We start from the raw sequence: 26,027 nt of genomic DNA, 5'->3' as shown, positions 1-26,027 counted from the left end.
TCTGTTCCAAGGGCTTACTGCAAAAGGCAGAAAACATGAAAAATAGCACATGAAAGTTGGAAGAATGCGATTGACAGGTCACAACATATCAGTGGGCCACTAGGGCCTGAACTCCTGCTCCAGCTCGTGCATCAGTGATTCCCGCACCAGGGTGACCGGCAGAAAGCCGATGCGGTAGACGCGATCATGGAAGTCCTTCAGCTCGCCTTTCTGGTCGAGTTCGCGCATCTTCTTGAAATAGTCCTCACGCAGCAGCATCCACTCGAAGTAACCGAGCGTCGCCGGCGACATATAGCCGCCAATCTCGGTGATCGTGTCGATGTTGATCTGGCCGCCCTGGCGCACAAAACCAATGCGGTCGGTCTCCAGTTCCACCGCCTCATCATAGCTCATGCGCCCGGTGTGCAGCCCCGAATCGATAATGACGCGACCCATGCGCCACAGCTTGAGGCGCAGCATCTCCAGCGTGTAGAGCTCCTGCTTTTCCGGTGGATAGAAACCATAGTTGGGCGTCAGCTCCCATTCAATGTAGTAGCACCACGCCTGGTTGGAATAGCTGCTTTCATAGACCCGCAGCTTGCGCGGGTTTTCGTTCTGGTAAAGCCGCTGCAGGTGGTGGCCCGGGTACACTTCATGCGTGGCAATGGCGTACATGAAGCTGTAATCCTTCTCGCTAAGATTCGCTTCCTGAACGTCCAGGGGCCAGTCGGGATTCACCGGAATCACCGTCCATGCTGCCTTGCGCGAGTCAGAGCCGGCGGGCACGCCCGGCCCCCAGCCCCACCACTGGGTCATCCACTGGTTGGGCGCGGCCGCGACCATGATTGCATCGTCATCATCCCAGGGGATGGAGACCAGGTCCTGCTCGATAACCCACTCCCGTGATCGACGCGTCGCCTCATGGTGCGCAAAGACCAGATTCTCCGCGCTGGGGTGGTCCTGCTTGGTCTCCTTGATGATTTCCAGCCAGCTCTTGTCCGGATCGATCTTGCGCGCCTGTACCTCCAGCTGTTTCTCGACAATACCGAACTGGCGCCAGCCCCAGTCGTGGTAATCCGGCACGCGCATGAAGCCGTCCTGGGCGCGGGCAATGCGCCGCATGTCCATGGTCTGCGTGAACATCTGCCTCGTCTCGAGCATCGTGTTGAACAGCTCGGCGCCGATGCGCCAGTCTCCCGTTGGCTTGTCGGGCAACTCGTTGTTCAGAAAATCGCGAAAATCGGTGATCGCCGCGAGCGTCTTCTCGTTCTCGGCGAGCAGCGCCGCTCTGTGCATCGGGGCACGCTCGGCAAACGCCGGTACCTGTGTCTCGAGAATCGCCTGAATCCCATCGAGCATCGGATGCGTCAGCTCGACCCAGCGCGGTATGTGCTCCGACAGGTTCTTCCGGCCGTTGGCCATGCGCACCTGCAGCAGCCGCAGGTCATCCACCATCTCGGCGGCGCGCATAGCGGGCGGTCGCGGGTCGGCGTCAAGGCGATAGTTAAGATTACGGATTTCCAGGTATTCGCGCGGATTCTGCTGCCAGCGTTTCACCTGCTCGCTTTCGGCGATACTGGAAACGAGAAGACTCTCGAGAAATCGATAATCGATGTCCTGCTCAAAATTCAGGGTTTTCCGGTCAATGCCGCGCAGTGCCTGAAGAATCTCACGCCGTTTGGCCAGGTCCTTTGCAAAGCTCTCCGCACTCATGTCGCTGGGTTCACGCCCTTCAATACCCCTCACCTCGACCAGGTAACGATCGACCAGGGCCTCGAACTGCGGGTTGAGCGCGTCCTGCGCCTGTGCCGACGCCAGCGTGACGATGAGCCACGTCAACCCGGCAATCAGCGACAGGAAAAGCCGCCCGGCGGTGTGCTTCGTGATTGTCTCATTCATGATATGCCCCTGCTTGTTATAATAGTGAACACATGTGCGGTAGTGCCCTTCACCGGAAACTTTTACCGCCAGCAGCAGGCCGTGTCAATTGTCCATGGCGCTGGCAGGCTGGCCGGCCAAGGTCCACCGCAGCCCGCGCCGGCGCAGAAAAAATCCGCGGAACAGGAGGATTTTCATCGTGAAGGACTTGGCTCTCACTGGCGCTCCGGACACGTTCTCACGCATTCTGCTATCCGCGGTGCTGGCATCCTGTCTGGCCTTGCCCGGAATGGCGGCAACGCCCCCGGCGGGCGACGATGAACCACCGCGTCACGGCGCCGCTGGCCGCGAGGGTTCGGGCCCGGACACGCTGGCGGACTCCCCGCAAATTCTTCAAGAGAAAAATCGGAACCTTCGGGTAACGCCGCTGAAAGGTCTCGAGCGGCCCTGGGCGCTGGCTTTCCTTCCCGACGGGGCGATACTGGTCACCGAGCGTCCCGGCCGGCTACGCCGCGTGAACGCCGACTTCACGCTCGACCCGCAGCCCGTAAGCGGTATCCCCATTGTGCTGAATTCCGCGTACAAAGGTCTGATGGACGTGGCGCTGCACCCCGACTACGCCGCCAACCGCTGGGTCTACTTCACCTACTCGAGGCGCCTGCCCGGCGAAACCGACGACAACTGGGACAGACTGACCGGACCCGCCGGCACTTCGGTACTTGCACGTGGTCGCTATGACGGGGCACACCGGCTTGAGGATGTGGAGGACCTTTTCATCGCCAGGGCAGCCACCAGTGGCGTCAGTGCCGCGCGGATCGTTTTCGGCAAGGACGGCAAGGTTTACATGAGCATCGGTGCACCGAGCTACAATCTGGCGCACGGTGGCACGAATCGTGTCGGGCACGTGGACGAGGCGCAGGACCCGGCTTCCCACGCCGGCAAAGTGCTGCGCCTGAACGACGATGGCTCGGTGCCCGCGGACAACCCCTTCTTCAATGTGTCTGGCTATCTGCCGGAGATTTTTGCCCTCGGGGTGCGCAACACCACCGGCATCGTGGTGCACCCGGGCACCGGCGACATCTGGGAAGTCGAACACGGCCCGAACGGCGGCGACGAGATCAATATTGTCCGTGCCGGCCGCAATTACGGCTGGCCACTGGTGTCCTACGGCCGCGCCTACAGCGGCGAACGCAGCGGCGCAGGTTCCGGTCCTGTACTACCAGGCCCTTCGGCGCCTGGCATGGAAGAGCCGCTCCTGCACTGGTATCCAAGCATTGCCCCCGGCGGCCTCGCCATCTATGACGGCGATCGCTTCCCCGAATGGCGCGGACACGCCCTGATCGGCGGCCTGCAGAGCACGCAGCTGCACCGCGTGGAGCTGACAGCGCAGGGTCTGCCTCGCGAGCATCACTCGCTGTTGTTGCGCCTGGGCCAGCGAATCCGGGAAGTGCGCGAAGGGCCGGACGGGCTGCTGTACCTGCTGACCGATCACGACCGGGGCGCGATACTGCGGGTGGCGCCAGCGAGTGACTGAGGTCTACTATCTGCAGGAACGACCGCGACGAAAAACGGAGACAGCAACATGTTTGTAACCCTGCATGGAAAAACCCTGCGATCCGTCACGGCTGCCGCCTGCCTGGCTGTCATGGCCGCCGGCCCGCTGCGTGCCGATGTCGAGTTCCTGAACGCCAGCGGCATCATGCCGGATGGCGTTCCGTTCTCCGAGGCCGTTCGCGTCGGCAATACCTACTATCTGTCGGGGCAGGTAGGTGTTATCCCGGGCAAGCTGGCGCTGGTTTCCGGCGGCATGGAGAACGAGGCGCGCCAGACCCTGGAAAATATCGGCACCGTTCTCGCCCGCTACGGTCTTGGCTTTGACAATGTCGTGAAATGCACCGTGATGCTTGCCGACATGTCCGAGTGGGGCGCGTTCAACGACATTTACCGCACCTATTTCACGCCACCGTACCCGGCACGCAGCGCCCTGGGTGCAAACGGCCTGGCCCTGGACGCCCGCGTCGAAGTGGAGTGCATCGCAGCTGCCGATCAGTCGCCGGCCTCGTAGACCTTTTCACCGCCTACCCAGGTGGACAGCACCCGGTTCTTCCAGATATCGGCTTCCGGTATCCGGAAGTAATCATCCCGCACCAGAATGAAGTCCGCGGCGTAACCGGGCAGCAGCCGCCCGACCCGGTCTTCGGCATGTCCGGCGAAGGCAGCGCCTTCCGTAAACAGCGCGAGCGCCGCATCGCGGGTCATCTTCTGCGTCGGCAGCCAGCCCCCGGGGGGCTCGCCCGCCTGATCCTGTCGCGTAACCGCCGAGTACAGACCGTGGAACGGGTTGGGTTGCTCTACCGGAAAATCGGAGCCGCCCGCCAGGCGCGCACCACTCTCGAGCAGTGACTGCCAGGCATAGGCCGCCTCCAGGCGATCATTGCCAAGGCGGTCGGCGGCCATGTTCATATCACTGGTAGCGTGGGTGGGCTGTATCGACGCAATGACGCCCAGCGCCGCGAAACGCTGCAGATCCTGCGGGCGCAGTATCTGTGCATGCTCTACCCGATGGCGCAGCCCGGCGCCTCCACCCTCGGTCTGCATCTGCTCCAGCACGTCAAGCACCAGCCGATTGGCGCGATCTCCGATCGCGTGCGTGTTCACCTGGAATCCGGCCCTGGCCGCGCGTCGCATGGTGTCTGCGAGCACGCTCTCCTCAAGCAGCAGCAGGCCACGGTGGCCCGGCTGGTCCGTGTAGTCCTCTTCCAGCGCCGCGCCGCGTGACCCGAGGGCGCCATCACTGGAAATCTTGACGCTCTGCGCTGCAAGCATGCCGCTGGGATCGACATGCGGACCCTGCGCCAACAGCGCGTCGCTATCCGGGCGCAGCATGGCATAGACTCTTATCGGCAGCGCCGAGCGCGCCAGCAGCGAGCGATAGGCCGTCAGCTCATCGGCCGTGACGCCGGCGTCGTGAACGCCGGTCATCCCCAGCCGGGCCAGATCGTGCAATGCCCGTGACTGGTGGGTCGCGATGACCGCCGGGGCCTCGTCAGGGAACGCACCCAGGACCAGCTGCATCGCGTTGTCGATCAACACGCCTGTGGGCTGGCCATCGGTATCGCGGAGTATCTGACCCCCGGCCGGATCCGGTGTATCGCTATCGATGTCAGCGAGCTCCAGCGCGGCGCTATTCACCCAGAGCGCGTGTCGATCCACGCGGCTGAGCGCAATTGGCACAGACTCGCTGACCGCGTCGAGCGTCCTGCGATGGGGAAATTGCTTGCCCGGCCACAGCACCTGGTTCCAGCCACCACCGGTCACCCGTGCGGCGCCCGGCTGCGTGCGCAGGAAGTCTGCCACCCGGGCCGCTGCCGCCTGCTCGCTGGCGACCCCGGCCAGATCTACCGAGGCCAGCAGCCGGCCGTGCCGGGTCACGTGTCCGTGGGCATCGATCAATCCCGGCAGCAGCGTGGCACCCGCACCATCAATGCGCCGCGTCACTGTGGCCGCCGCAGCTTCCTGCGGATCGGTATAGATCGCTGTCACGAGCCCGCGGTCAAATGCCATCGCGGTGAACGTCACGCGTTCGCCATCCTTCAGGGTATAGCCGTGGACGTTCTCGATCAGCGTCTGGGCCTGAAGGGAGAGCGGCAAAAGCGCCACGGACATGACCAGGGCGATGCCCGTCATGCGCAAACAGGTTGGAATTACACGGGACATGCGCTCTTACCTCTGCCATTGCAAAGTCGCCAAGTCTAGCAGAGCACGGGCTGACGGCAGACAACAGCGTGATAGACTTCCGGACACCATCCAACGGGCCAGCACAGGGGTACACAGGCCATGGCAGACGTTGCAGAACTCCTTGAGCAGATTGCGTCGGCGCCCACGGGACCCGAAGTCTGCGCACTGTTTGATTTTGATGGCACAGTGATCGCCGGTTACTCGGCGACGGTGTTTATTCGCGAACAATTGCGGCGCGGCGATATCACAGTGCGTGACCTGATCGAATTGACCTCGGCCATGAGCCAGTTCGGTATGGGGCGCCTGGGCTTTTCGGCGATGATGGCGGCGACAACGCAGTTCATGCGCGGTATCGAGGAAGCCACCTACCACGACGTCGGGGAGAAGCTATTCCAGAAGCAGATATCGCGTCTCATCTATCCCGAGTCACGGCGTCTGATCGAGGCGCACCTGGCGAGGGGACATACCGTTGCCATCGTCTCCTCGGCAACCCCTTACCAGGTGGCGCCGGCCGCGCGGGACCTCGGTATCACCCGCGTCATGTGCACGCACCTGGAGGTCGAGAACGGAAAATTCACCGGCACGGTAAAGCGTCCCACCTGCTTCGGGCCGGGGAAGGTCGACGCCGCGGAAGTGCTGGCGGCAGAGGTCGGCGGCGATCTCGATGATGCCTTTTTCTACTCGGACAGCACCGACGACCGGCTGCTGCTGGAGCGCGTTGGCAGGCCCTGTGCGCTCAACCCGAGCAGCAGACTGCGGGCACTGGCGGTGGCAAACGACTGGCCTGTCGCCGACTTTGGCAGCCGCGGCCGCCCCACCGTCAGCCAGTTCATGCGCTCGGTGGCTGCCACGGTAAGCCTTGTTCCCAGCTTTGCCGCGGGCCTGCCGATCTATGTTCTTACCGGATCACGCCGCAATGCCCTGAATTTCTCGCTGTCCCTGTTTGCAGACACTGCCAGCGCCCTGATCAATCTGGATCTGCGGGTCAAGGGCGAGGAGCACCTCTGGTCGCATCGCCCCGCCGTGTTCATCTTCAACCACCAGAGCAAGGCCGACGTGGTGATCGCGGCGCGCCTGCTGCGCCAGGATCTGGCGGGTGTCGGCAAGAAGGAAATTCGCAAAATGCCGGTGATCGGGCGCGTGCTCGAAATGGGCGGCGTCGTGATGATTGACCGTCAGAACGCCTCCAGCGCGATTGAAGCCATGAAACCCCTGGTTGATGCCATTCGCAACGAGGGCAAATCCGTCGCACTGGCACCCGAGGGCACGCGCACCATTTCACCGCGCCTGGCGCCCTTCAAGAAAGGGGCTTTTCATCTCGCGATGCAGGCGGGGGTACCCATCGTTCCTATCGTGATCCGCAATGCCGGTGACGTCGCGCCCAAAGGGGATTTCGTGTTCCGCCCGGCGACTGTTGAGGTCGAGGTTCTGCCGCCTGTGGATACCAGCGACTGGACTGCCCGGGATATGTCGCGGCAGGTCAGAGACGTGCGCAACATGTTCCTGCGGACCCTGGGTCAGCCGGAGGAACCCGCGGAAACCCCGGTCCGTGAAAAAACGAAGCCGGACGCGGAAAGCAGACCCGCAGCGCGCAAGGCAACCAAGCGTCGAAAGACCGCCGGCAAGCGCAAGGCAACCACAGGCAAAAAACCCGCAGCGAGAAAATCGGCATCCGGCAAGTCGACGGCCACGCCGTCGAAGAAGAAAGGGACCCCGAAAAAGAGCAGCACGACGCGCAAGACACCGGCCGCCTCCCGGGCAAAGGCAAAGACTGCAGCGCGTCCTTCGGTGCGCCGCGGTTCGCGGAACCCGCCGCCGTCGGTCAAACCCAAGCTGCGAGCGCCCCAACAATAACGACCGGCAGCGCCTGTCAGCGCCCTGCACCGGCATCCGCCCAAGGAGAAACGGCATGAATGAACTGAATATCGGCGTACTCGGTGGAGGCTCCTGGGGAACCACCGTCGCGTCACTGGTGGCGCGCAATACGCCGGTCACGCTGTGGGCAAGAAACCCCGACACCGTGGCGGAGATCAACGACAGACACAGCAACGAGACCTATCTGCCCGGGGCAAAGCTCCCTGACAACCTGCGCGCGACCGCCGATATCATGGATGTGGTCTGTCACGCGGATGTCATAGTCATGGGTGTACCATCTCAGAACTTTCGCGAGGTGCTCATGGAAGTGCGGCGCTGCATCCGCGCCTGGGTGCCCGTCATCAGCCTGACCAAGGGCCTCGAGCTGGACACGCGCATGCGCATGACGGAGATCATCAACGACGTTCTGCCCGGGCACCCCGCCGGTGTCCTGACCGGCCCTAACCTGGCGCGGGAAATCATGGCCGGGCAGGCAGCTGCAGGCGTTATCGCCATGGATGATCCGGTGATCGTGCGAGGCCTGCAGAACGTGTTCAAGAGCGGGCTTTTTCGCGTTTACACCAACACCGACGTCATTGGCTGTGAGCTTGGCGGCGTGCTGAAAAACATTATCGCCATCGCCGTGGGTATGGGCGACGGCCTGGGAGCCGGTGACAATACCCGTGCGGCGCTGATCACGCGAGGACTCGCCGAGGTCACCCGGCTCGGCGTCGCCATGGGCGGACGTGCAGAAACCTTTGCTGGCCTGGCCGGGATGGGCGACATGATCGCCACCTGCACCAGCTCCCAGAGCCGCAACCGGCATGTCGGCATGGAGCTGGCGAAGGGACGCAGCATGCAGGCCATTATCGATGACATGTTCATGGTTGCCGAGGGTGCCAAAAGCGCGCCTGCCGTCATGGCACTGGCCGAGCAGCACGACGTGGAGATGCCTATCGCGCGCGACGTGTACCGGGTAGTCACCGGCGAAACCAACGCGCGCGGCGTTTATCGTGGCCTGCTGCGGGTATCCGCGGGTGCGGAATCCGAGCCGGGCTGAATCCGGCACCACTCACTGCCAAGGAGACACAGCTTCATGCAACAGACCCTCACTGCCATTGCCGCGCTCAGCATCACGCTGGCGGCGTGCGCGGGCACGTCGAACTCGCCGACACCGGTGAAGCTCGCCGGCAATGCCGACGTTCTCCCCGCGTATCAGCGCAACAGCGACTGGTACCGCATCGGCGAGGAACATCTCGCCGCTCGGCAGGCACGCGATACCCTGCCACGGGCAAAAAACGTGATCCTGTTCGTCGGCGATGGCATGGGGATCTCCACTGTCACGGCAGCGCGCATTCTGGATGGCCAGCGCAAGGGCATGTCCGGCGAGGAAAACAGTCTGAGTTTCGAGAAGTTCCCCTTTACCGGCCTCGCCAAGACCTACAACACGGATTCACAGACGGCCGACTCCGCCGGCACCATGAGCGCGATGGTTACCGGTGTAAAAACGCGTATCGGGGTTTTTGGCGTTGACGAGACTGCCCCGCGCGGGGACTGTGCCAGCGGCAAGGACGTGGAACTGATCACGGCACTGGAGCTCGCCGAGCGGGCGGGCAAATCCACCGGCATTGTGTCCACGGCTCGCATCACCCACGCGACGCCGGCGGCGACGTATGCCAAGGCCGTGGATCGTGACTGGGAAAATGACAGTGACGTCCCGCCAGCGGCGCAGGACGCCGGCTGTACCGATATTGCGCGCCAGCTGGTCGATTCCACCGCGGCAATGCAGACCCGCTTCGGCAATCCCCGCATCGATGGCATTGACGTGATACTGGGCGGCGGACGCGCGAATTTCCTGCCTGGCGACGCCGGTCGACGCGGCGACGGCGAGAATCTTGTGGAGCGCTGGCTGGCAGGGAATCCGGGTGGCGTTTTTGTCGACGACCGCGAGGGTCTGGGCAATGCGCCCGTAAACGCGCCCCTGCTGGGCCTGTTCACGGATTCACACATGAGCTATGAACAGGATCGACCGGACAGTGAGCCCTCACTCCGTGACATGACGCTGGCGGCACTGGATCGCCTTGAAGGCAACCGCGAGGGCTATTTCCTGATGGTTGAGGGCGGGCGGATCGACCACGCCCACCACGCCGGCAACGCCAGCGCAGCGCTTCGCGACACGATTGCCTTCTCTGAGGCGGTGCAGGCGGCAGTAGAGCGCACCGACAGCGAGGACACGCTGATCATCGTCACAGCGGACCACAGTCACGTCTTTACCATTGCCGGCTACCCTCGCCGCGGCAACCCCATTCTCGGCAAGATGGTGCCTGTGGGTGAGACCGAACCGGCTCTCGCGGCAGACGGCATGCCCTACACGACAGTGAGCTATGCCAATGGCCGGGGCTTCCGCGATCTCGGCGATGAAACCAATGCCGACCGCGGTTACGCAGGCGCGCCGCTCAGCGGTCGCGCAGATCTTTCGGAGGTGGATACCACGCAAACGGGTTATCACCAGGAGGCCCTGGTACCCCTGTCCGCAGAAACGCACGGTGGCGAGGATGTGGCCGTGTATGCCTCCGGACCGGGTGCGCAGCTGGTATCGGGAACCCTGGAGCAGAATGTGCTGTTCCACATCATGGCAGCCAGTGCGGGCCTGATCCCGGCAGCCTCCTCACGCTGAGCCGCCGGCCAGGCAGTAGCAGACAACACCCGGCTTCGGACAGAGGTCTGCCGCGACGGCGGCCCTGCTGCAGTGGCGGGCCTTCTGCTATGCTGGCCCGTCTGTCAGGACCTTACCGGAAGGAAAGCCATGCACTGGAAAACTGTTGTCGCAGCCGCATTGACTGTCGTCACCATGAGCGCCTGCACGACCAGCCCCACGGGGCGAGGCCAACTCATGCTCATTTCGCCGGACGCCGCCATCGTGGAATCGCGAAAGGCCTACCTGTCCACCGTGGGCGAACTCGACGCCAACGACCAGCTCCTGGATGATCCTCTGGTGGCAGACCGCGTGGCGACCATCACCGGTCGGCTGGTGACCGAGGCAATCGCCCAGAACCCACGTACCCGCGACTGGGAATGGAGCGTCGCACTGATCGACGACCCCGACACCGTTAACGCCTGGGCCATGGCGGGTGGACGTATGGCGGTGTACACGGGGCTGCTTGAGAAACTCGAGCTGACCGACGCGGAATTCGCCCATATCATGGGACACGAAATTGCCCATGCCCTGGCCAACCACACCGCAGAGCGCATGTCACGGGCAATTGCCACGAACCTCGGTATTGCCGTGGTGGGTGCCACCTCCAGGACCCCGGAAATCACGACCACAGGGGCGGTGCTGGCAGCCAAGTTTGCTCTTGAGCTGCCCAACAGCCGCACCGCGGAATCCGAAGCCGACGAGATTGGCATTGAACTGGCCACCCGCGCCGGCTACGCGCCCGAGGCGGCCGTGACGCTGTGGCAAAAAATGGGCGCCCTCGGCGGACCCCGGCCTGCGGAGTTCCTCAGTACGCACCCGTCACCGGAAAACCGGCAGGCGGCGCTGGCGAAGCTGGCGGATAAGGTGCGCAAGCTCAACCCCGACGGTCGCCTGTCCGCCGTTCACCCGGTGGCCATCATTCAGGATGGGGAGAGCCAGCAAGGAAGCTGACGTCGGGCAGCTCGCGGGGAAGGCTCTCGCGAAGATAGCGCGTCGCCGCAGAACGCACCGCGGGATCCGCGTGCAGAACGCTATCGAGAAAGGCTCGCACCGCCACCTGTGTGATTCTCTGCTGTCGCAGCACATGCATGGTTGGCGGCAGGGTATCGTCACTGCAGATATCCAGCTCCACGCCGTCGTCCACACCCGCCTCGGCCACATTGAGCAGTGACGACCAGCTGGCGTCATCTTCAAGATCGAGATTGCGTTTGACCGACCAGCAGCCTGCGGCATCGGTGTTGCGCATCCAGCGCAGCAGCGCAGTCCCACCTGCGAACCCCGTGTGTGAACCATCGGCCAGCGTCAGCAGCTGCGCGCCGGGAATACGCTCCAGGACGGAACGCGCGTTTGCCTTCCACGGCACAAGTGCATCGGCATCACCGGCCAGCATGAGGAACGGCAGGGATCGCGACTGGAAAAACGCGGGGGCCAGAAATGCCGTGGGACCGGCTATCGATACCACGGCATCGATGCGCCCATCTCCCAGCTGCGGATGGTATCCCGCCAGCGTTGCCGTGAGCCCGCCCAGCGAAATGCCCATGACGGCAATGCGATCCACATCGACTCTTCCCTGCAGTGCCGGATCGATCTCCCCGGGCCGAGTGCTCAGGGTGTCGATGAGAAAACTCACGTCACCCGGCTGGTTGATCACGTCGCGCGCGTTGGGATCACCGGGAGCGAGCATGTGCGTCAACGGATGGTCTACCGCGACAACCACGTAGCCATGGCTGGCCAGATGCCGCGCCAGGTAGGCCCCGTTACGGTGATTCGAGGTGAAGCCGTGAACATGCACGACCAACGGATAGGGCCCGCCCACATCCGGGTACCACGCGGCACCCTTGAGCGGGCGCGTATCGGAAGCCGGGAAATCGCGATTGCGCGGTGTAGGGCGACCGGGATCGACAAGGTCAATGGCCGCGCGGGTGACGGCGAGAGGTCCTGGCGCGAGCCTGGCGAGGCTGTCACTGCCTGCGGGAAACGGCTCGGGCTGCAGGCCGAAGGTCAGCAGCAGCCACAGCGCGAGCGCCAACAGCAGCAGAGGAGCCACCAGCCACAGCAGTATTTTCCGTATCAACGCTTCCACCCCACTGCCAGCCAGCGCAAATTCATCAGTATACGGCAGTGAGCGCTACAGCGAGGCGTCGTATTCCAGCGGCGTGACGTGGCGGTCGTATTCGTCCAGCTCCTGCTGCTTGAGCAGGGTGTACACGCGCTGGAAATCACCGCCGAAAGACGCCGCGATGAAGGTGGAATCCGCGAACAGTGCCAGGGCGTCGGGGAGATAGCGGGGGAGGGTCGGCGGGAGCTGATCGTAAGCGTTGCCGGTAAGGGGCTCGGGGGGCTCGAGCTGACCTTCAATGCCGTGCAGAATGCCCGCGAGGAAAGCGGCAATAGCAAGGTGGGGCTGCGCGTCGGCCCCGGGAACGCGGTGCTCTATGCGGGTTGCAGAGGGCTTGTCCAGCGGCACGCGCAGGGCGACGGTGCGGTTCTCGAAGCCCCAGCTCGGCGCCAGGGGAGCATGCGTGCCGCTGCGGAAGCGACGATAGGAATTCAGGTGCGGCGCGAACAACAGCATGCATTGGTCGAGGGTATCCAGACAACCCGCGACGGCCTGGCGAAGCATCGGCGACCCCTTGTGAGCAAACACATTCCTGCCATCGGCATCGAGCAGGCTGCAGTGCAGGTGCATGCCGTTGCCGGCGAGATCGCCGAAAGGCTTGGCCATGAATGCCGCGCGCATCTCATTGGCCACGGCAACGCCGCGGATGGCGCGCTGTAGCAGCATGCCCTCATCGGCCGCCGCCAGCGCGTCCGCCCGATGATAGAGATTGATTTCGTACTGCGAGGGCGCACTCTCCTTGATCAGGGTGTCCACGGGCAGATGCTGGGCAGCGCAGGCCTCGTGCACCGCGCGCATGAAGTTGCGCTGGGACGCCATCGCCTCAATGCCATAGGTCTCGCCACTGCCGAGCGCACCACCAACGCGGTCGGCCTGCGTATGGGCAGGCCGACCCAGGTCGTCAGACGACGGCCCCAGGAGAAAAAACTCCATTTCTGTCGCGACAACCGGCGTCAGCCCGTGTTCGGCAAAGCGCTCCATCAGCCGGGACAGCAGCGTGCGCGGATCAATCGGGCAGGGACGGCGATCCGGCTCCAGCAGGCTGATGACCACCTGTCCGGTACCCGGTGCCCAGGGCACCGGGGCCAGCGTGCGCAGCTCCGGCTGTGCGTAGCCATCACCGTCGCCGGAATCAAAGACCCAGGCATCGACATCCCGACCCCAGCTGTCGAAAGCCAGCGCGCTGACCGGCAGCTTGAGGCCACCGGCGAACAGCGTGGGCAGCTTGTCGCGGGTGATCCACTTGCCGCGCAGTCCACCGGCAATATCCGGCAACACCACCTCGAACATGTCGATGTCGGGATGCGCCGCGAGAAAATCTCCCACGTCGACCGCCTTGCCGTTCATCCCTGTCATTCGCTATCTTTCTCCACCAACGCCCCCGGGGTACTGGTTTCGTACCCGCGCTGTGCCACACTCTACGCCGAATCGCTGCGCCGCAGCCACAACATCAGGGCAGAAGCGTCCGATGGCTGGAGGCGCCAACCGCTACCGAGGCAGCATTATGACTACATCCATTGACACCGCGACGCTGCGCCAGCTCGACCAGTCGCACCACCTGCACCCTTTTACCGATTTCGGGAATTATGCAAGGGACGGCGGACGCATTATCAGTCGCGCGGAGCATATCTATATTTACGACAGCGACGGCAATGCCATGCTCGACGGCATGTCCGGACTCTGGTGCTGCAATCTGGGCTACAGCCAGAAAGCCATTGTAGAAGCGGTATATCACCAGATGCAGGAGCTGCCCTACTACAACAATTTCTTCCGCTGCTCGAACCAGCCCGCGGTGGAGCTGGCCAGCCAGCTGGCCAGGCTGTCGCCGGCAGACTTCAACCACGTGTTCTTCACCAACTCCGGATCGGAGGCCAACGACACGAACATACGCCTGGTGCACCGCTACTACGACCTGCTTGGCAAGCCGGAGAAAAAACAGATCATCAGCCGCAAAAACGCCTACCACGGCAGCACCATTGCCGCCTCTTCACTGGGCGGCATGCAGGCGATGCACGACCAGGCGATCGGGCTCGACTATGTGCACCACATCAACCAGCCGCACTGGTTCGAGCTGGGGGGTGACCGCAGTCCCGACGAGTTCGGCATTGCGGTAGCCCGGGAACTGGAGACAAAGATCGACGAGCTGGGCGAGGAGCGGGTCGCCGCCTTTATCGCCGAGCCCATCCAGGGCGCCGGCGGCGTGATCATTCCCCCCGACACCTACTGGCCGGAAGTACAGCGCATCTGTGATGAGCGCGACATTCTTCTGATTGCCGATGAGGTCATCTGCGGCTTCGGTCGCACGGGCACATGGTGGGGCAGCGAGACCTACGGCATCAGGCCTCACCTGATGACCTTTGCCAAGGCTATCACCAACGGCTACATGCCTCTGGGCGGCGTACTGGTCAGTGATACCCTCAGTGATGTGCTGCTCGGCAGCGGTGGCGAATTCACCCACGGACTGACCTATTCCGGCCACCCGGCCTCCTGTGCCGCGGGCCTCGCCACCCTTGGCATTCTCGAGGAAACCGGCATTATCGACTCCGCCGCACGGGATATCGCGCCGCACTTCCAGCGTCGATTGCGCGAGTTCATTGATCACCCGATCGTCGGCGAAGTGCGCGGCCGGGGCATGTTTGCCGCCGTGGAGCTGGTGCGGGACAAAGGCTCGAGAGAGCGACTGGCAGCGAAGTCCGCCGGTGCGGTCTACTGCCGCGACCAGGCCAACAACAATGGCCTTATGGTGCGCCAGACCGGCGATGCCATGATCACGGCGCCGCCCCTGGTGTGCAGTATCGAGGAGATCGACATTCTGGCCGACAAGCTGGGCCAGGCGCTGGACGCCACGGCCTCCCATTACGGCATTGGCGGCTAGCCGGCTTACACGTCTGCATACAGTGCAGAAATGTCGGCGAAAATACGATAATCCCGCACGAGGCCGCTGTCGACTGACAGTATGTTGGCAAAGGGTACGGTGAGCGTGCTGCCGCTATGGCGGGTGTAGGTCACATGACCGTGGCAGATCAGTGTGCCCGGCGGCTGCCAGACCTCGCTAAGGGTATGTTGAACCGCGGCTATGGAGGCAAAGAATCCACTGACGCTCTCCGCAATGGCATCCCGGCCGCGCACTGCCGGCGCATTGCCAAATTGAAAGATCGCGTCTTCCTGCAGTAATGCCGCAAAACGGCTGGCATCCCTGGCATCAATAGCTGCAAACAGCTGCCCGGTCGAGAAGGTTTCCGGCACCGACGAACTCCACCCTGTCACATCCAGTGGGGCAGGCTATCGCCGGTAACGGCGAATGGCAAACGGAACATCTGCGGGCGTCGCGGTGTCGTATATCGGAGTGAAGCCGTGTCTCGGTATCAACAATCAAGGAGTCTTCCCTATGCAACGCTCAGGAAACAGCGATAACCGGGCGCGCCACTGGCTGCGGGCCCTGGCGCTGGTCGCCGTCGCGATAGCGCCGCAGCATGCGCTGCAGGCAGCGAGCGAGCTGGAAAAGGTTGGCGAAGCGCGCCTGAAAGTGATGTTCTGGTCTGTGTACGATTCACGGCTTTACGCCGAAGATGGGGTCTACCGCCAGGGAAAGCGCCCACTCAAGCTGGAAATCCAGTATCTGCGCGACATTCGCGCCGAGGACCTGGTAAAGCGCACCGGCAAGGAGTGGGAGGATCTGGGCGTCACACATGAACGCCAGGACGAGTGGATGGACAAGCTGCTGGCGCTGTGGCCCGATGTCAACAAGAACGACATTCTTACGCTGGAGCTGGATGCCGACAATCACGCCACCTTCTACCGCAATGAAGAACGCCTGGGCACGATAGAGGACGGAGATTTCGGTCGCAATTTCATCGATATCTGGCTGTCTCCGGATACATCGCGACCCGATATCCGGCTGGCCCTGATTGGCGGCGAGTAGCGTAGCTGACGGTCGGCTAGCCGACGTCGCGCAGACGCGGACCCGAATTCTGCGCCAGATAGGCCTGAAGCTTTTCCTCCGACTCACCGGGAAACAGGATTTCACAGGCATGGCGCAGACCGGGCGCGGCGGCGATGGTTTCCCAGCGCACCACCTGTTCAATCTTGGAGCGGCGGCGCATGAAGTCCTCCAGCGTGACAATCATCTCGCGGCGTGCCGCCAGTTCGATCTCACAGCGCGTATATTCCGCCGTCTTTATCAGCAGCCTGACGCTGTCCCCATCTTCACGAATCCGCTCCAGAAGCTGAAAAGCGGCATCGCCGTAACGGCGCCAGAAACGCTCTGACAGGGGCTCGGAAGAGCCGGGGTCGGTCATCGCATCGAGGTTCATGAGGCGCGCCTGAGTCATGAAGCGCTCGCGGGATTCAGCCCCGGGCTCGCCGTACCAGCGCACCTTCGGCTCGGGTAAGGACACGCCCAGTTCCGCAACAAGCGCGGCAACCTCATCACCCACATTGAGACAGTCGGTCAGCTTGCCGCCAAAAATGCTGATCTGGCGTTGATTACGGTCCACCTCGATCTCGTGTTTCCGCGACAGCTGAACCCAGTCGGCATCATTCTCGCCCCCGGCCACGGCGAGCGGTCGCACACCCACCCGCTCGGCGATCACATCGGCTTCCGTGAGCGGTCGCTCCAGATCCAGCAGCGCGTTGACGTTGTCCAGCACGAACCTGCGATCGCCTTCGGTCACGCCGACGGTCGGATCCTCGACGCGGGTATCAGTGGTGCCGATGCAGGTTTTCTGGCCCATGGGAATCAGAAAAAACAGGCGCCCATCGCTGGCAAAGAACGTCAGCACGCGCCTGTTGTCCGTAATGCGATCGACGATCAGGTGGATGCCCTTGGACAGCAGATGCCGATGACGGGTGGCTGTACCCAGCTGCCGGTTGAAGGGGTCGACCCAGGGTCCGCAGGCGTTCACCAACACCCTCGAGCGCACGGGAAAGGTCTCGCCGGTCAGCTCGTCACGCGCGGTAGTGTGCCAGTACTCACCATCGAATCTGGCACCCTGGGAGCCCACGTAGTTGGCGGCGACGCAGCCGAAGTCCAGGCTTCTGCGAATGAAGTTGAAGACAAAGCGGGCATCGTTGTCGTACAGGTAGCAGTCGGAATACTCCAGACCGCCGGCAGCGTTGCAGGTATTGACCACCGGCTCCGCCGCCTTGATGGCGCGCGCCGTAAGATAGCGCGGCGGCCGTGTCTTGAAGCGGCCGATCATCCAGTACAGCACGGCGCCGAGAAACACAAAGAACGACCAGAAACGGAAACCGCGCTGGATCGTGGTGAAAAACCGCACCTCGCGCACCGTGGAAGGGTAGGCGCGCATGAGCTCGTTGCGCGACTGGCAGAGCTTGTTGACCAGCAGGTATTCGTGGCTTTCGAGGTACTTGATACCGCCCCAGGCCAGGTTGCTGGAATTGGAGCTGACGCCGCTGGCAAAATCATCGCGATCGATAAGCGCGGTGTGTACGCCACGGCCGGCGAGTGCCGCCGCTGCAACCGCGCCATTAATGCCCCCGCCAACAATCAGGACATCAAAGGTCTGCGCCTGCAGACGCCGTATATTGCTGCTGCGCAACGTCGCTGACATAGTTTATGTGCGTGCCGCGTGCATGAACAGAACTGGACACGCCTCCCTCCCAGCACCCACTATAGACGCTTTTCCGCAGCGAACAACCGAGCCATGCCCGCACACAACCCGGAAAACTACCGCGGCTTGACCTATCCCTACGGTCGCCAGATCAACCCCGAACCCGGCGTGCCCGAGCGGATTGCTGACGGCGTCTGGTGGGTGCGCTTTCGCATGCCCATGAGCCTGGACCATATCAACCTGTGGTTGCTGGAGGATGACGACGGCTGGACCGTGGTCGACACCTGCCTGAACCTGCCGGAGGCGCGTGACACCTGGCAGCGCCTGTTCGACGGCTTCATGGCGGGCAAGCCCGTGGTCCGCGTTATCTGCACGCATATGCATCCGGACCATGTCGGGCTGGCAGGCTGGATCGTCGAGCAGCACGGCTGTGAGCTGTGGATGTCACGGGAAGAGTTCCTTATGTGCCGCGCTCTGGTGGCGGATACCGGCCGCGAGGCGCCCGCGGTAGCGCTGGATTTCTATCGCCGGGCGGGCTACACCGAAGACAATCTGGCGCAGTACAGCAAGCGCTTCGGATTCTTCGGCAAGGCAGTCTACACGCTGCCCGACAGCTTCCGGCGGCTGGTGGACCGCCAGACCCTGACCATTGGCGGACGTTACTGGCAGGTGATCGTTGGCAGTGGCCACTCTCCGGAGCACGCCTGCCTGTACTGTCCGGAACTGAAACTGATGATTGCCGGCGACCAGGTACTGCCGCGCATCTCGCCGAACGTGTCCGTATTCCCCACCGAACCGGAGGGCGATCCGCTCAAGGACTGGCTGCGCTCCGGTGCCCGCATCCGCGAGACGCTGCCGGACGATCTTCTGGTGCTGCCGTCACACGAAGCGCCATTCTACGGGCTGCACGTGCGCCTGAGTCAGCTGCTGGAGGGCCACAACCGTGACCTCGACAGACTCTACGACTTTCTGGAGCAACCGCGACGCGCCGTGGACTGTTTTCCGGCGCTGTTCAACCGGGAAATCGATGGGCAGTCACTGGGACTGGCCACGGGGGAGACGCTGGCGCACCTGAACTGCCTGCTGTACCGCCGCCGCGCCAGGCGCACCCGGGACAGTGACGGCGTCCACTGGTACGAGCAGATACCGCATACCGTCGGTGACGGGGAGTAATGCCGCCGCTGTCGCCCAGGCGCCCTGGCGTCCCGAGCCGGAAGACCTGGTAACCCGACGCTCGCCGGCCGGGCTCAGTGGGCGGCGATTTTTGCCAGTATGGCCCGTGTGTTGTGCCTGTCGAGCAGCTTCGGCACCAGATAGCCGCTGCCCTCGGCGACCGCGAGATCCACCAGATAATCGAAATCCTCTGCCCTGACCTTGTCAGAGGTCCCGGCAATGCCCACATCGGACCGCAGCTGGCGAACCGCGTCAATGAACGCCAGCGCCTGCTCCGCCAGCGTCTGGCCGTCCTCGGCGACGCCGACCAGCTGCGCCAGCTCGGCAAGGCGCGGCCCGGCCTCTTCGCGGCAATACTCCAGGACATGTGGCAGCACCAGCGCATTGGCATAGCCGTGGGGAATGCCGTACTTGCCGCCGAGCTGATGCGCGATGGCGTGCACGCTGCCGACGTTGACCTGGTTGATCGCCATTCCCGCATAGTAGGCGGCCATGCTCATGCCGTCCCTGGCGTCGCGATTCTGGCCATCGCTGTAGGCCGTGCGCAGGTTATCAAACACCAGCTTCACCGCGCGGCGTGAGCACTCGGTGCGGGTGCCCCGATCCCAGATGGAAATATAGGCTTCGATGGCGTGGGTCAGTGCATCGATGCCGGTGGCGGCGGTGATCGCCGGCGGCAGGCCCAGCATCAGATCGCTGTCCAGTGCCGCGGCTGACGGTAGCAGCCCCGCCCCGGAGATCACCCCTTTTTCATGGTTTTCGCTATCCGAGATGACAGCCCCCATCGTGGCCTCGGAGCCGGTTCCTGCGGTTGTCGGGATGGCGTATAGCGGGAACACCTCGTGTTTCACTTTGCCCAGCCCGATCCAGTTGCGTGGATCCTCGTCGCTGCCACCGCCCGCGGCGATCACCTTGGCCGCATCAATCGATGACCCGCCACCCACCGCGAGAACGGTATCGGCCCCCGTGGCACGCAGCGTGGCAATGCCTTCGGCAACCTGCGCAAAGGTAGGGTCAGGCTGCACGCCATCGTACCAGGCCAGCTCGACACCGGCATCCACTAGGCCCTGCACCGCACTGTCGGCGATGCCCAGCTCACGCAGGGGCTTGTCCGTCACCACCAGCACGCGCCGGGCACCACTGCGTGCAATGTGGCCGCACAGCTGCCTGGCGCTGCCGGCACCGGCAAACACCACGTAGGACAGCGGTGGCGCGAAGCGCGTCAGAACACGCACAAGCGCAAAATACAGAGAATGCTTTAATTTGGTGAGCATGATGATTAGCCTTATTGTGGTCGATTGACGCGTCGTTGCGACGTCGTATTGCCGTGTTGACAGCGCACACAACGCGTCGGAAAGAGTAGCAAGCCATGGCGCCAGCGGAAAGCCACCGCGAAGCGCACAAGCCGTGACAGGGGAAGCACAGCATGCAACACCAGGAAGCACCGCCAGCCGAGCGCTGTGTCGTTACCGTTGACCCCGATGACCAGTCCCTCGGGCTGGCCCGGGAAGCCATGCCCGTCCCGGCGGCAGACCAGGTACTTATCCGGGTGGATCACGCCGGCCTCAATCGCGCCGACCTGCTGCAGCGCAAGGGGCTCTATCCGCCACCCGAGGATGCCTCACCCATACTGGGTCTTGAGGTCGCCGGCACCGTTGTCGCCCGCGGCGATCAGGCAGGCGAATGGCAGGTCGGTGACCGGGTCTGCGCCCTGACCCACGGCGGCGGCTATGCGGATTACACAATTGCCCCTGTCGGTCAGTGCCTGCCCGTTCCCGAGGGTTTCAGCCTGGCGCAGGCGGCAGCGCTGCCGGAAGCGCTGCTCACCATCTGGCACAATCTTTATCAGCGCTGCGGCCTGCAGTCTGGCGAGACCGTCCTGATCCACGGCGGCGCCAGCGGTATCGGCACCCTGGGGATCGGCATTGCCAGCGCCCTCGGCGCCACCGTGCTCACCACCGCCGGCAGCGCCACCAAGTGCAGCGCACTGCTCGACCTCGGCGCGAGCCACGCGTTCAATTACCGCGCGCAGGATTTCGCGGCGGAAGTTGAGGCACTGGGCCTCAAGGGCGCGATCAACGTGATTCTCGACATGGTCGGCGGCGACTACATCCAGAAGAATCTCGACGTCGTGGCAGCGGAGGGCCGGATTGTTTCGATTGCCTTTATTCGCGGGTTCCAGGCCGAGGTCAACTTTGCTCCCCTGCTGCTGAAGCGCGTCACCCTGACCGGGTCGACGCTGCGCGCGCAGACCTTTGCCCAGAAGGCTGTCATGGTTGAGGAACTGCTGGAGCACGTTTACCCACACCTGAACCGCGGTGCGATTCAGCCGGTGATAGACAGTGTCTTCCCCATGGCGCAGGCCGCAGACGCCCATGCGCGTATGGAGAATGGCGAGCATATGGGCAAGATTCTGCTGCGTATGACGGCGGACTGAGGACGGTGACAGCCGGTCGATCCCCCCTGGCTCACGGCAGGCGCCGCGAGTGCGCCCCGCATCGACTGACCGCGCTAGCGTTCGCTGCCATGCTGTCTGCCTGCGGGGGCGGCGGTGGTGGTAGCGGTGCCAGCGCACCGGCCGCTGTCGCCAACCTGTCTCCCCGGGTACTCATCGAGGCGCCGGAAAGCGCCAACTCGGGAGAGACGGTGACTCTGGATGGCGGCGCCAGCAGCGATCCCGATGGCAGCATCAGGAGTTACGCCTGGTCCCAGACCAGCGGCACAGCCGTTGTGCTAAGCGGCAGTACCCAGCCAAGCGCCAGCTTCACGGCGCCGGCAGTGAGCGAACCGACCTCGCTTGCCTTTTCTCTGACGGTGACGGACAACGACGGGGCCGCAGGCACCGGCTCCGTATCGGTCAGTGTCCAGCCGTCGGCGGACACGCCCCGGTTCACGGTCAGCGGTCGTCTTGGTGCCAGCGTCAGCCAGTCGCTGGACCTGACCACGAATGATCCGCTCAACGCCAACGCCGCCAACGACAGCTTCGACAACGCCCAGCCGCTGCCCAATCCGACCACCGTCGGTGGCTACCTGAACGAGCCCGGCAGTGGCACCGAGGGACGCTCACTGGTTGCGGGCGATGTCGAGGATTTTTATCGAGTCAACCTGTTTCAGGACCAGAGCATTACCCTGCTGGTGGCCAATGCCGCCAGCGCCGATGCCGACCTGTATCTTTACGACGCCTCGGGCAATCTTGTGGATTTTTCCATCGACACCGCGGAGCTCGAGTCAGTATCCGTGCCGGCAGACGGCGTCTACTTCGTCAACGTCTCGCTGTTTGCCGGCGCAACGCTTTACAACCTCGCCATCGGCAGCGGTGTGCCGGTGCTGCCAGCGGCGCAGCGCTACGCCAATGTCCTGCCGGACCAGGCGATCATTCATTACCAGGCGGATGATGCCGACCCGGCGCTGGATCCCGAGGCGACGGAAACACGGCTGTCAGACAGACTCGCCACGCGGCGTATCGCCGGCGGCCGCGGGCGCGATGGCCTGTTCAGCCTGCCTGCTGCCAGTCTCGACGCAGCCAGCGCGCGCAGTCGCCTTGGCCGGCTTCGCGAGCGCCGGCGGGCGATCGCGGACGACAATCTCCGCGACGTCTGGCGCACGCTGGTCAGCATCAAGCGGCTGGCGCGGGAACCCGGCGTCGCAGCCGCCGAACCGAACTACCGTGTGTCTGTGCGGGCCACACCCAACGATGAGGCATACCCGCTGCAGTGGCATTACCCCCTGATCAATCTGCCCGCCGCCTGGCGCATCACCAACGGCAGCCCCGAGGTCATCGTCGCCGTCGTCGATACCGGGATACTCAGTGGCCATCCCGATCTCGCGGGACAACTCGTTCCCGGCTACGATTTCATCCGCGATCCGGAAAGCGCGGGTGACGGCGACGGCATCGATCCGGACCCCGAAGACGTGGGCACAGGGAATCTCAGCGGAAACTTCCATGGCACCCACGTCACCGGCACCGTGGCGGCGGCCGGCAATAACCGTATCGGTGTTGCCGGCGCTGCCTGGGGCGTTCGCGTCATGCCGCTGCGTGCGCTCGGTACCGACGGCGCCGGCACGAGCTACGATATCGGCCAGGCCGTGCGCTTTGCCGCCGGCCTGGCCAACGATTCCGGCACACTGCCAGCGCAGCGCGCCGACATCATCAACCTGAGCCTTGGGGGCGAGGGATTCAGTCAGTTTAATCGCGAGCTGTACCGGGAAGTACGTCGCCGCGGCATCAGCGTGGTCGCCGCCGCCGGTAACGAAAGTCGCAGCGAACCGGACTACCCCGCAGGCTATGCCGACGTGTTCTCCGTCAGTGCGATAGACGCCCAGCGCAACGTCGCCCCCTACTCCAACCGTGGCAGCAGCATCGACCTCGCGGCCCCGGGGGGCGACAGCGGCAATGACGTTACCGGGGACGGCTATCCCGACGGCGTTCTCAGCACCGGTGCCGCCGACGGCGGCTTTGCTTACACATTTGCCAGCGGCACCTCAATGGCCGCACCACATGTGTCTGCGGTGCTGGCGCTGATGAAAAGCGTCAACCCGGGGCTGAGCGCCGACAACCTGGCCAGCCTGCTGGCAGCCGGTGAGCTGACGGACGATGCCGGTGATCCCGGTCGCGACGACGACTTCGGGATCGGCATTATCAATGCCGGCAAAGCCGTCGACGCTGCTGTTGCCGCCCTGGGAGACAGCATTGCACAGGCGCCCTCAATCAGCGTGTCCAGCGATGTCCTCAACTTCGGCGGCCGCGCCGAGACACTGCAGCTTGTGGTCGCGGGGACCGGCAATGCGAGGGTGACCTCACTGGCGACCAACGCCGACTGGCTCACGGTGCACGCGCAGACCACGGATGGCGACGGACTCGGACGCTATCAGGTCCGGGTGAATCGCAGCGCGCTGGAAGATGGCATTTATCGAGGAGAAATTCTCGTGCGATCTACCGCCAATACGCGGCGCGTCAAGGTTCTGCTGGCCGTCGGCAGCGGTGAGGACGCCGAGCTCGGCACGCTTTACGTACTGCTCTATGACCCCGCGGCAGACAGCGTGACTGCGCAGACGGCAACTCGCAGCAGCGACGGCTATCGATTCCGTATCCCGCGTGTCCCCGCCGGCGACTATCTGCTGTTTGCCGGCACCGACCTCAACAACAATCTGAGAATCTGCGACGCCGGGGAAGCCTGCGGCGCGTTGCTGACGCTGGACCAGCCGCTGCGCCTGCGCGTGGACCGTGATATCGACGATGCGGATTTCCCGGTGGAATACCAGATTGCCATACCCGGCCGACAAAGTGTCGCGCCTGCGTCGTCGGCAGCACGCGCGCTGCGTCGCGCGCGGTAATCAGGTATCGCGCGGGGGTGTCAGCGCCTGAAAGCACAACCCGCCGATCGCCCCGGCAGCGCCCTGGGACAACAGGCCGGGCAGAGAGCGTGTCGCCGCGATCCCGCTGACCCCAAGAACCGCTTTCATGATCATGTGCAGCGCGACAATCGCCGTGAAACCCGCCAGCGTATACAGCAGCGCGCGCTGACGCGACAGACGCCGACACAGGCCGGCGGCCACAGGCATTGCCAGAGCAAAGGCCACAGCGATCAGCACGAGATAACTCGAGGCCAGACCCAGCAGATCGTGAAGGCTGGCGGACAGGCGATCTGCCAGGGAAACGCCGACCCCCATCGCAGAGACATGCGACAGCACGACCTGCGTAGCCGCAAAACTGGCCAGCAGATAAGCGATGAAAACAGACGCAACATAGGCTTTGAGCGCACGCAGCATGCGAGACAATCCAGACACAGATCAACCCTATCATGACCCGTCGGGCGACCGGAGAAAAGCGATGCCGATAACAGAAAGGACGTTTCGCGCAGGGATGCTCCTGCTGCTGGTGCTGTCTGGTGTGACAACACTTGCACACAGCGCGCAAAACTATCAGCTGGAAACCGTGGCCGAGGGGCTGCACCATCCATGGTCCATGGCACAGCTGCCATCGGGGGAATTCCTCGTGACGGAGCGCCGGGGTCAATTGCTGCATATCGATGCAGACGGTCAGACCCGTGTCATCCGCGGCGTGCCGCAGACCTATGTCGCCGGCCAGGGGGGATTCTTCGATATCGTTCTGCATCCCGGGTTTCCACAGAATGGGCTGGTCTACCTGAGTTATGCCGACGGCAGTGCCGCAGCCAACAGCACCGCCGTTTTTCGCGCGCGACTGCAGGGCGGGGCGCTGGTGGATGGAAGACAGATCCTGAGGGTTTCGCCGCGCAAGGACACGCCACAGCACTACGGGGGGCGACTGGCGTTTCTGCCCGACGGCACCCTGCTGCTCACCACCGGTGAAGGCTTCGACTACCGCGAGTCCGCGCAGTCACTCAGCAGTGAAATGGGCAAGGTTCTGCGTATCCATGAAGATGGCCGCGTTCCCGCGGACAACCCTTTTCCCAATGAGGGCAGTGAGCGCATCTGGAGTTACGGTCATCGCAATCCCCAGGGACTCGTTGTCGATGCAGATACGGGCACCGTCTATCTGCACGAACACGGACCTCGGGGTGGCGACGAACTGAATATCATTCTACCCGCCAACAACTACGGCTGGCCGGCCATCACTCATGGCGTGGATTACAGCGGCGCCTACGTATCGCCATTCACCGAAGCACCCGGCATGCAGCAACCTGACTGGCTGTGGATTCCGAGCATCGCGCCTTCGGGCATGGCACTGTATCGCGGCGAACACTTTCCACAGTGGCAGGGTGACCTGTTTGTGGGCGCGCTGGTAGACCAGGAAGTGCGGCGCCTCGTCATGCGAAACGGCGAAGTGATCGCTGAGCATGCATTATTCGAAGAGGTGGGTGAGCGGATTCGGGATGTGCGCTTTGCGCCGGATGGTCACCTTTACCTGCTGACCGACAGTAACGACGGCAGGCTTATTCGCGTTATCCCCGGGAAATAACGGAGTGAGCATTCGGCGCGACGATTGAAGGCGCTGGCCGCGCCTGCACTGTCAGGGCAGGCACGGATGACTCAA

The 26,027-nt window shown here is 63.6% G+C and carries 20 protein-coding genes; 12 read left to right on the top strand and 8 right to left on the bottom strand.

Annotation, left to right across the window (positions count from 1 at the left end; all coding sequences use genetic code 11):
* Positions 1-99: 99 nt before the first annotated feature.
* On the bottom strand, positions 100-1,878 hold the full coding sequence (locus tag EV688_RS11595) for a DUF885 family protein (RefSeq protein WP_117318149.1): 1,779 nt from the start codon (positions 1,876-1,878) through the stop codon (positions 100-102).
* Between the two features lie 178 nt (positions 1,879-2,056).
* Here EV688_RS11595 and EV688_RS11590 point away from each other — a divergent pair, with 178 nt between their 5' ends.
* Both EV688_RS11590 and EV688_RS11585 read left to right on the top strand, forming a co-directional pair.
* On the top strand, positions 2,057-3,391 hold the full coding sequence (locus EV688_RS11590; protein WP_162883921.1) for a PQQ-dependent sugar dehydrogenase: 1,335 nt from the start codon (positions 2,057-2,059) through the stop codon (positions 3,389-3,391).
* Positions 3,392-3,439: 48 nt separating this feature from the next.
* Positions 3,440-3,922: a RidA family protein gene (locus EV688_RS11585; RefSeq protein ID WP_240624371.1), complete on the top strand. Its 483-nt coding sequence runs from the start codon at positions 3,440-3,442 to the stop codon at positions 3,920-3,922.
* On the opposite strand, the gene EV688_RS11580 is transcribed toward EV688_RS11585, so the two are convergent.
* A complete protein-coding gene (locus EV688_RS11580) occupies positions 3,904-5,574 on the bottom strand; it encodes an amidohydrolase (RefSeq protein ID WP_205686648.1) in 1,671 nt (556 codons plus the stop codon). The genes EV688_RS11585 and EV688_RS11580 overlap by 19 nt on opposite strands.
* A 120-nt stretch (positions 5,575-5,694) precedes the next feature.
* On the opposite strand from EV688_RS11580, the gene EV688_RS11575 reads away from it, so the two are divergent.
* The 4 genes from EV688_RS11575 to EV688_RS11560 all read left to right on the top strand — a co-directional run bounded on the left by EV688_RS11575 (position 5,695) and on the right by EV688_RS11560 (position 11,098).
* Positions 5,695-7,449: an HAD-IB family hydrolase gene (locus EV688_RS11575; protein WP_117318154.1), complete on the top strand. Its 1,755-nt coding sequence runs from the start codon at positions 5,695-5,697 to the stop codon at positions 7,447-7,449.
* A gap of 55 nt (positions 7,450-7,504) precedes the next feature.
* Positions 7,505-8,509 carry an NAD(P)H-dependent glycerol-3-phosphate dehydrogenase gene (locus EV688_RS11570; protein WP_117318156.1) on the top strand — a complete coding sequence of 335 codons (1,005 nt, stop codon included), beginning with the start codon at positions 7,505-7,507 and terminating at the stop codon, positions 8,507-8,509.
* 36 nt (positions 8,510-8,545) lie between these two features.
* Positions 8,546-10,126, top strand: coding sequence for an alkaline phosphatase family protein (locus EV688_RS11565; protein WP_117318157.1), 1,581 nt, complete (start codon positions 8,546-8,548; stop codon positions 10,124-10,126).
* 129 nt (positions 10,127-10,255) lie between these two features.
* Positions 10,256-11,098 carry a M48 family metallopeptidase gene (locus EV688_RS11560; RefSeq protein WP_117318159.1) on the top strand — a complete coding sequence of 281 codons (843 nt, stop codon included), beginning with the start codon at positions 10,256-10,258 and terminating at the stop codon, positions 11,096-11,098.
* On the opposite strand, the gene EV688_RS11555 is transcribed toward EV688_RS11560, so the two are convergent.
* Together EV688_RS11555 and EV688_RS11550 are read right to left on the bottom strand one after the other, a co-directional pair.
* On the bottom strand, positions 11,064-12,221 hold the full coding sequence (locus EV688_RS11555; protein ID WP_240624372.1) for an alpha/beta hydrolase family protein: 1,158 nt from the start codon (positions 12,219-12,221) through the stop codon (positions 11,064-11,066). The two genes, EV688_RS11560 and EV688_RS11555, sit on opposite strands and share 35 nt — an antisense overlap.
* A 54-nt stretch (positions 12,222-12,275) precedes the next feature.
* Entirely contained in the window at positions 12,276-13,622 is a 1,347-nt protein-coding gene (locus EV688_RS11550) for a glutamine synthetase family protein (protein ID WP_240624373.1), read from the bottom strand.
* Positions 13,623-13,770: 148 nt separating this feature from the next.
* Here EV688_RS11550 and EV688_RS11545 point away from each other — a divergent pair, with 148 nt between their 5' ends.
* Positions 13,771-15,141: an aminotransferase gene (locus tag EV688_RS11545; RefSeq protein ID WP_117318311.1), complete on the top strand. Its 1,371-nt coding sequence runs from the start codon at positions 13,771-13,773 to the stop codon at positions 15,139-15,141.
* A 5-nt stretch (positions 15,142-15,146) separates the two neighbouring features.
* Here EV688_RS11545 and EV688_RS11540 read toward each other — a convergent pair whose 3' ends face one another.
* Positions 15,147-15,512 carry a nuclear transport factor 2 family protein gene (locus EV688_RS11540; RefSeq protein WP_162883922.1) on the bottom strand — a complete coding sequence of 122 codons (366 nt, stop codon included), beginning with the start codon at positions 15,510-15,512 and terminating at the stop codon, positions 15,147-15,149.
* Between the two features lie 142 nt (positions 15,513-15,654).
* Here EV688_RS11540 and EV688_RS11535 point away from each other — a divergent pair, with 142 nt between their 5' ends.
* Positions 15,655-16,188 (top strand): chalcone isomerase family protein, encoded by a 534-nt coding sequence (locus tag EV688_RS11535; protein ID WP_117318165.1) that lies wholly within the window; start codon positions 15,655-15,657, stop codon positions 16,186-16,188.
* 16 nt (positions 16,189-16,204) lie between these two features.
* Here the strand turns inward: EV688_RS11535 and EV688_RS11530 are convergent, their stop codons facing one another.
* Entirely contained in the window at positions 16,205-17,839 is a 1,635-nt protein-coding gene (locus EV688_RS11530; protein WP_117318167.1) for a glycerol-3-phosphate dehydrogenase/oxidase, read from the bottom strand.
* Between the two features lie 93 nt (positions 17,840-17,932).
* Here EV688_RS11530 and EV688_RS11525 point away from each other — a divergent pair, with 93 nt between their 5' ends.
* A complete protein-coding gene (locus EV688_RS11525; RefSeq protein WP_117318169.1) occupies positions 17,933-19,012 on the top strand; it encodes an MBL fold metallo-hydrolase in 1,080 nt (359 codons plus the stop codon).
* Between the two features lie 74 nt (positions 19,013-19,086).
* Here the strand turns inward: EV688_RS11525 and EV688_RS11520 are convergent, their stop codons facing one another.
* Positions 19,087-20,286 carry an iron-containing alcohol dehydrogenase gene (locus EV688_RS11520; RefSeq protein WP_117318171.1) on the bottom strand — a complete coding sequence of 400 codons (1,200 nt, stop codon included), beginning with the start codon at positions 20,284-20,286 and terminating at the stop codon, positions 19,087-19,089.
* Positions 20,287-20,438: 152 nt separating this feature from the next.
* Between EV688_RS11520 and EV688_RS11515 the strand changes: the two genes are divergently transcribed.
* Complete coding sequence (locus EV688_RS11515; RefSeq protein ID WP_117318173.1) at positions 20,439-21,449, top strand: NAD(P)H-quinone oxidoreductase; 1,011 nt, start codon at positions 20,439-20,441, stop codon at positions 21,447-21,449.
* A gap of 5 nt (positions 21,450-21,454) precedes the next feature.
* Positions 21,455-24,346 carry a S8 family serine peptidase gene (locus EV688_RS11510; protein WP_205686649.1) on the top strand — a complete coding sequence of 964 codons (2,892 nt, stop codon included), beginning with the start codon at positions 21,455-21,457 and terminating at the stop codon, positions 24,344-24,346.
* On the opposite strand, the gene EV688_RS11505 is transcribed toward EV688_RS11510, so the two are convergent.
* On the bottom strand, positions 24,347-24,781 hold the full coding sequence (locus EV688_RS11505; RefSeq protein ID WP_117318176.1) for a hypothetical protein: 435 nt from the start codon (positions 24,779-24,781) through the stop codon (positions 24,347-24,349). It lies immediately after the preceding gene.
* A 61-nt stretch (positions 24,782-24,842) separates the two neighbouring features.
* Here EV688_RS11505 and EV688_RS11500 point away from each other — a divergent pair, with 61 nt between their 5' ends.
* The gene (locus EV688_RS11500; RefSeq protein WP_117318178.1) at positions 24,843-25,952 is read left to right on the top strand and encodes a PQQ-dependent sugar dehydrogenase; all 1,110 of its coding nucleotides are present in this window, start codon (positions 24,843-24,845) and stop codon (positions 25,950-25,952) included.
* Positions 25,953-26,027: the final 75 nt, after the last annotated feature.

It is taken from the genome of Chromatocurvus halotolerans, from assembly GCF_004340525.1.
Taxonomy (GTDB): Bacteria; Pseudomonadota; Gammaproteobacteria; order Pseudomonadales; family Halieaceae; genus Chromatocurvus; species Chromatocurvus halotolerans.
The sequence above is the reverse complement of the archived record's forward strand: the minus strand, read 5'-3'. Positions and strand labels throughout refer to the sequence as shown.

What these genes read in the sequence shown, in the direction of transcription:
- EV688_RS11595 (WP_117318149.1), bottom strand. Translation starts at nt 1,878, where the DNA reads ATGAATGAGACAATCACGAAGCACACCGCCGGGCGGCTTTTCCTGTCG.
- EV688_RS11585 (WP_240624371.1), top strand. Translation starts at nt 3,440, where the DNA reads ATGTTTGTAACCCTGCATGGAAAAACCCTGCGATCCGTCACGGCTGCC.
- EV688_RS11580 (WP_205686648.1), bottom strand. Translation starts at nt 5,574, where the DNA reads ATGTCCCGTGTAATTCCAACCTGTTTGCGCATGACGGGCATCGCCCTG.
- EV688_RS11575 (WP_117318154.1), top strand. Translation starts at nt 5,695, where the DNA reads ATGGCAGACGTTGCAGAACTCCTTGAGCAGATTGCGTCGGCGCCCACG.
- EV688_RS11570 (WP_117318156.1), top strand. Translation starts at nt 7,505, where the DNA reads ATGAATGAACTGAATATCGGCGTACTCGGTGGAGGCTCCTGGGGAACC.
- EV688_RS11565 (WP_117318157.1), top strand. Translation starts at nt 8,546, where the DNA reads ATGCAACAGACCCTCACTGCCATTGCCGCGCTCAGCATCACGCTGGCG.
- EV688_RS11560 (WP_117318159.1), top strand. Translation starts at nt 10,256, where the DNA reads ATGCACTGGAAAACTGTTGTCGCAGCCGCATTGACTGTCGTCACCATG.
- EV688_RS11550 (WP_240624373.1), bottom strand. Translation starts at nt 13,622, where the DNA reads ATGACAGGGATGAACGGCAAGGCGGTCGACGTGGGAGATTTTCTCGCG.
- EV688_RS11545 (WP_117318311.1), top strand. Translation starts at nt 13,771, where the DNA reads ATGACTACATCCATTGACACCGCGACGCTGCGCCAGCTCGACCAGTCG.
- EV688_RS11535 (WP_117318165.1), top strand. Translation starts at nt 15,655, where the DNA reads ATGCAACGCTCAGGAAACAGCGATAACCGGGCGCGCCACTGGCTGCGG.
- EV688_RS11530 (WP_117318167.1), bottom strand. Translation starts at nt 17,839, where the DNA reads ATGTCAGCGACGTTGCGCAGCAGCAATATACGGCGTCTGCAGGCGCAG.
- EV688_RS11525 (WP_117318169.1), top strand. Translation starts at nt 17,933, where the DNA reads ATGCCCGCACACAACCCGGAAAACTACCGCGGCTTGACCTATCCCTAC.
- EV688_RS11520 (WP_117318171.1), bottom strand. Translation starts at nt 20,286, where the DNA reads ATGCTCACCAAATTAAAGCATTCTCTGTATTTTGCGCTTGTGCGTGTT.
- EV688_RS11515 (WP_117318173.1), top strand. Translation starts at nt 20,439, where the DNA reads ATGCAACACCAGGAAGCACCGCCAGCCGAGCGCTGTGTCGTTACCGTT.
- EV688_RS11505 (WP_117318176.1), bottom strand. Translation starts at nt 24,781, where the DNA reads ATGCTGCGTGCGCTCAAAGCCTATGTTGCGTCTGTTTTCATCGCTTAT.
- EV688_RS11500 (WP_117318178.1), top strand. Translation starts at nt 24,843, where the DNA reads ATGCCGATAACAGAAAGGACGTTTCGCGCAGGGATGCTCCTGCTGCTG.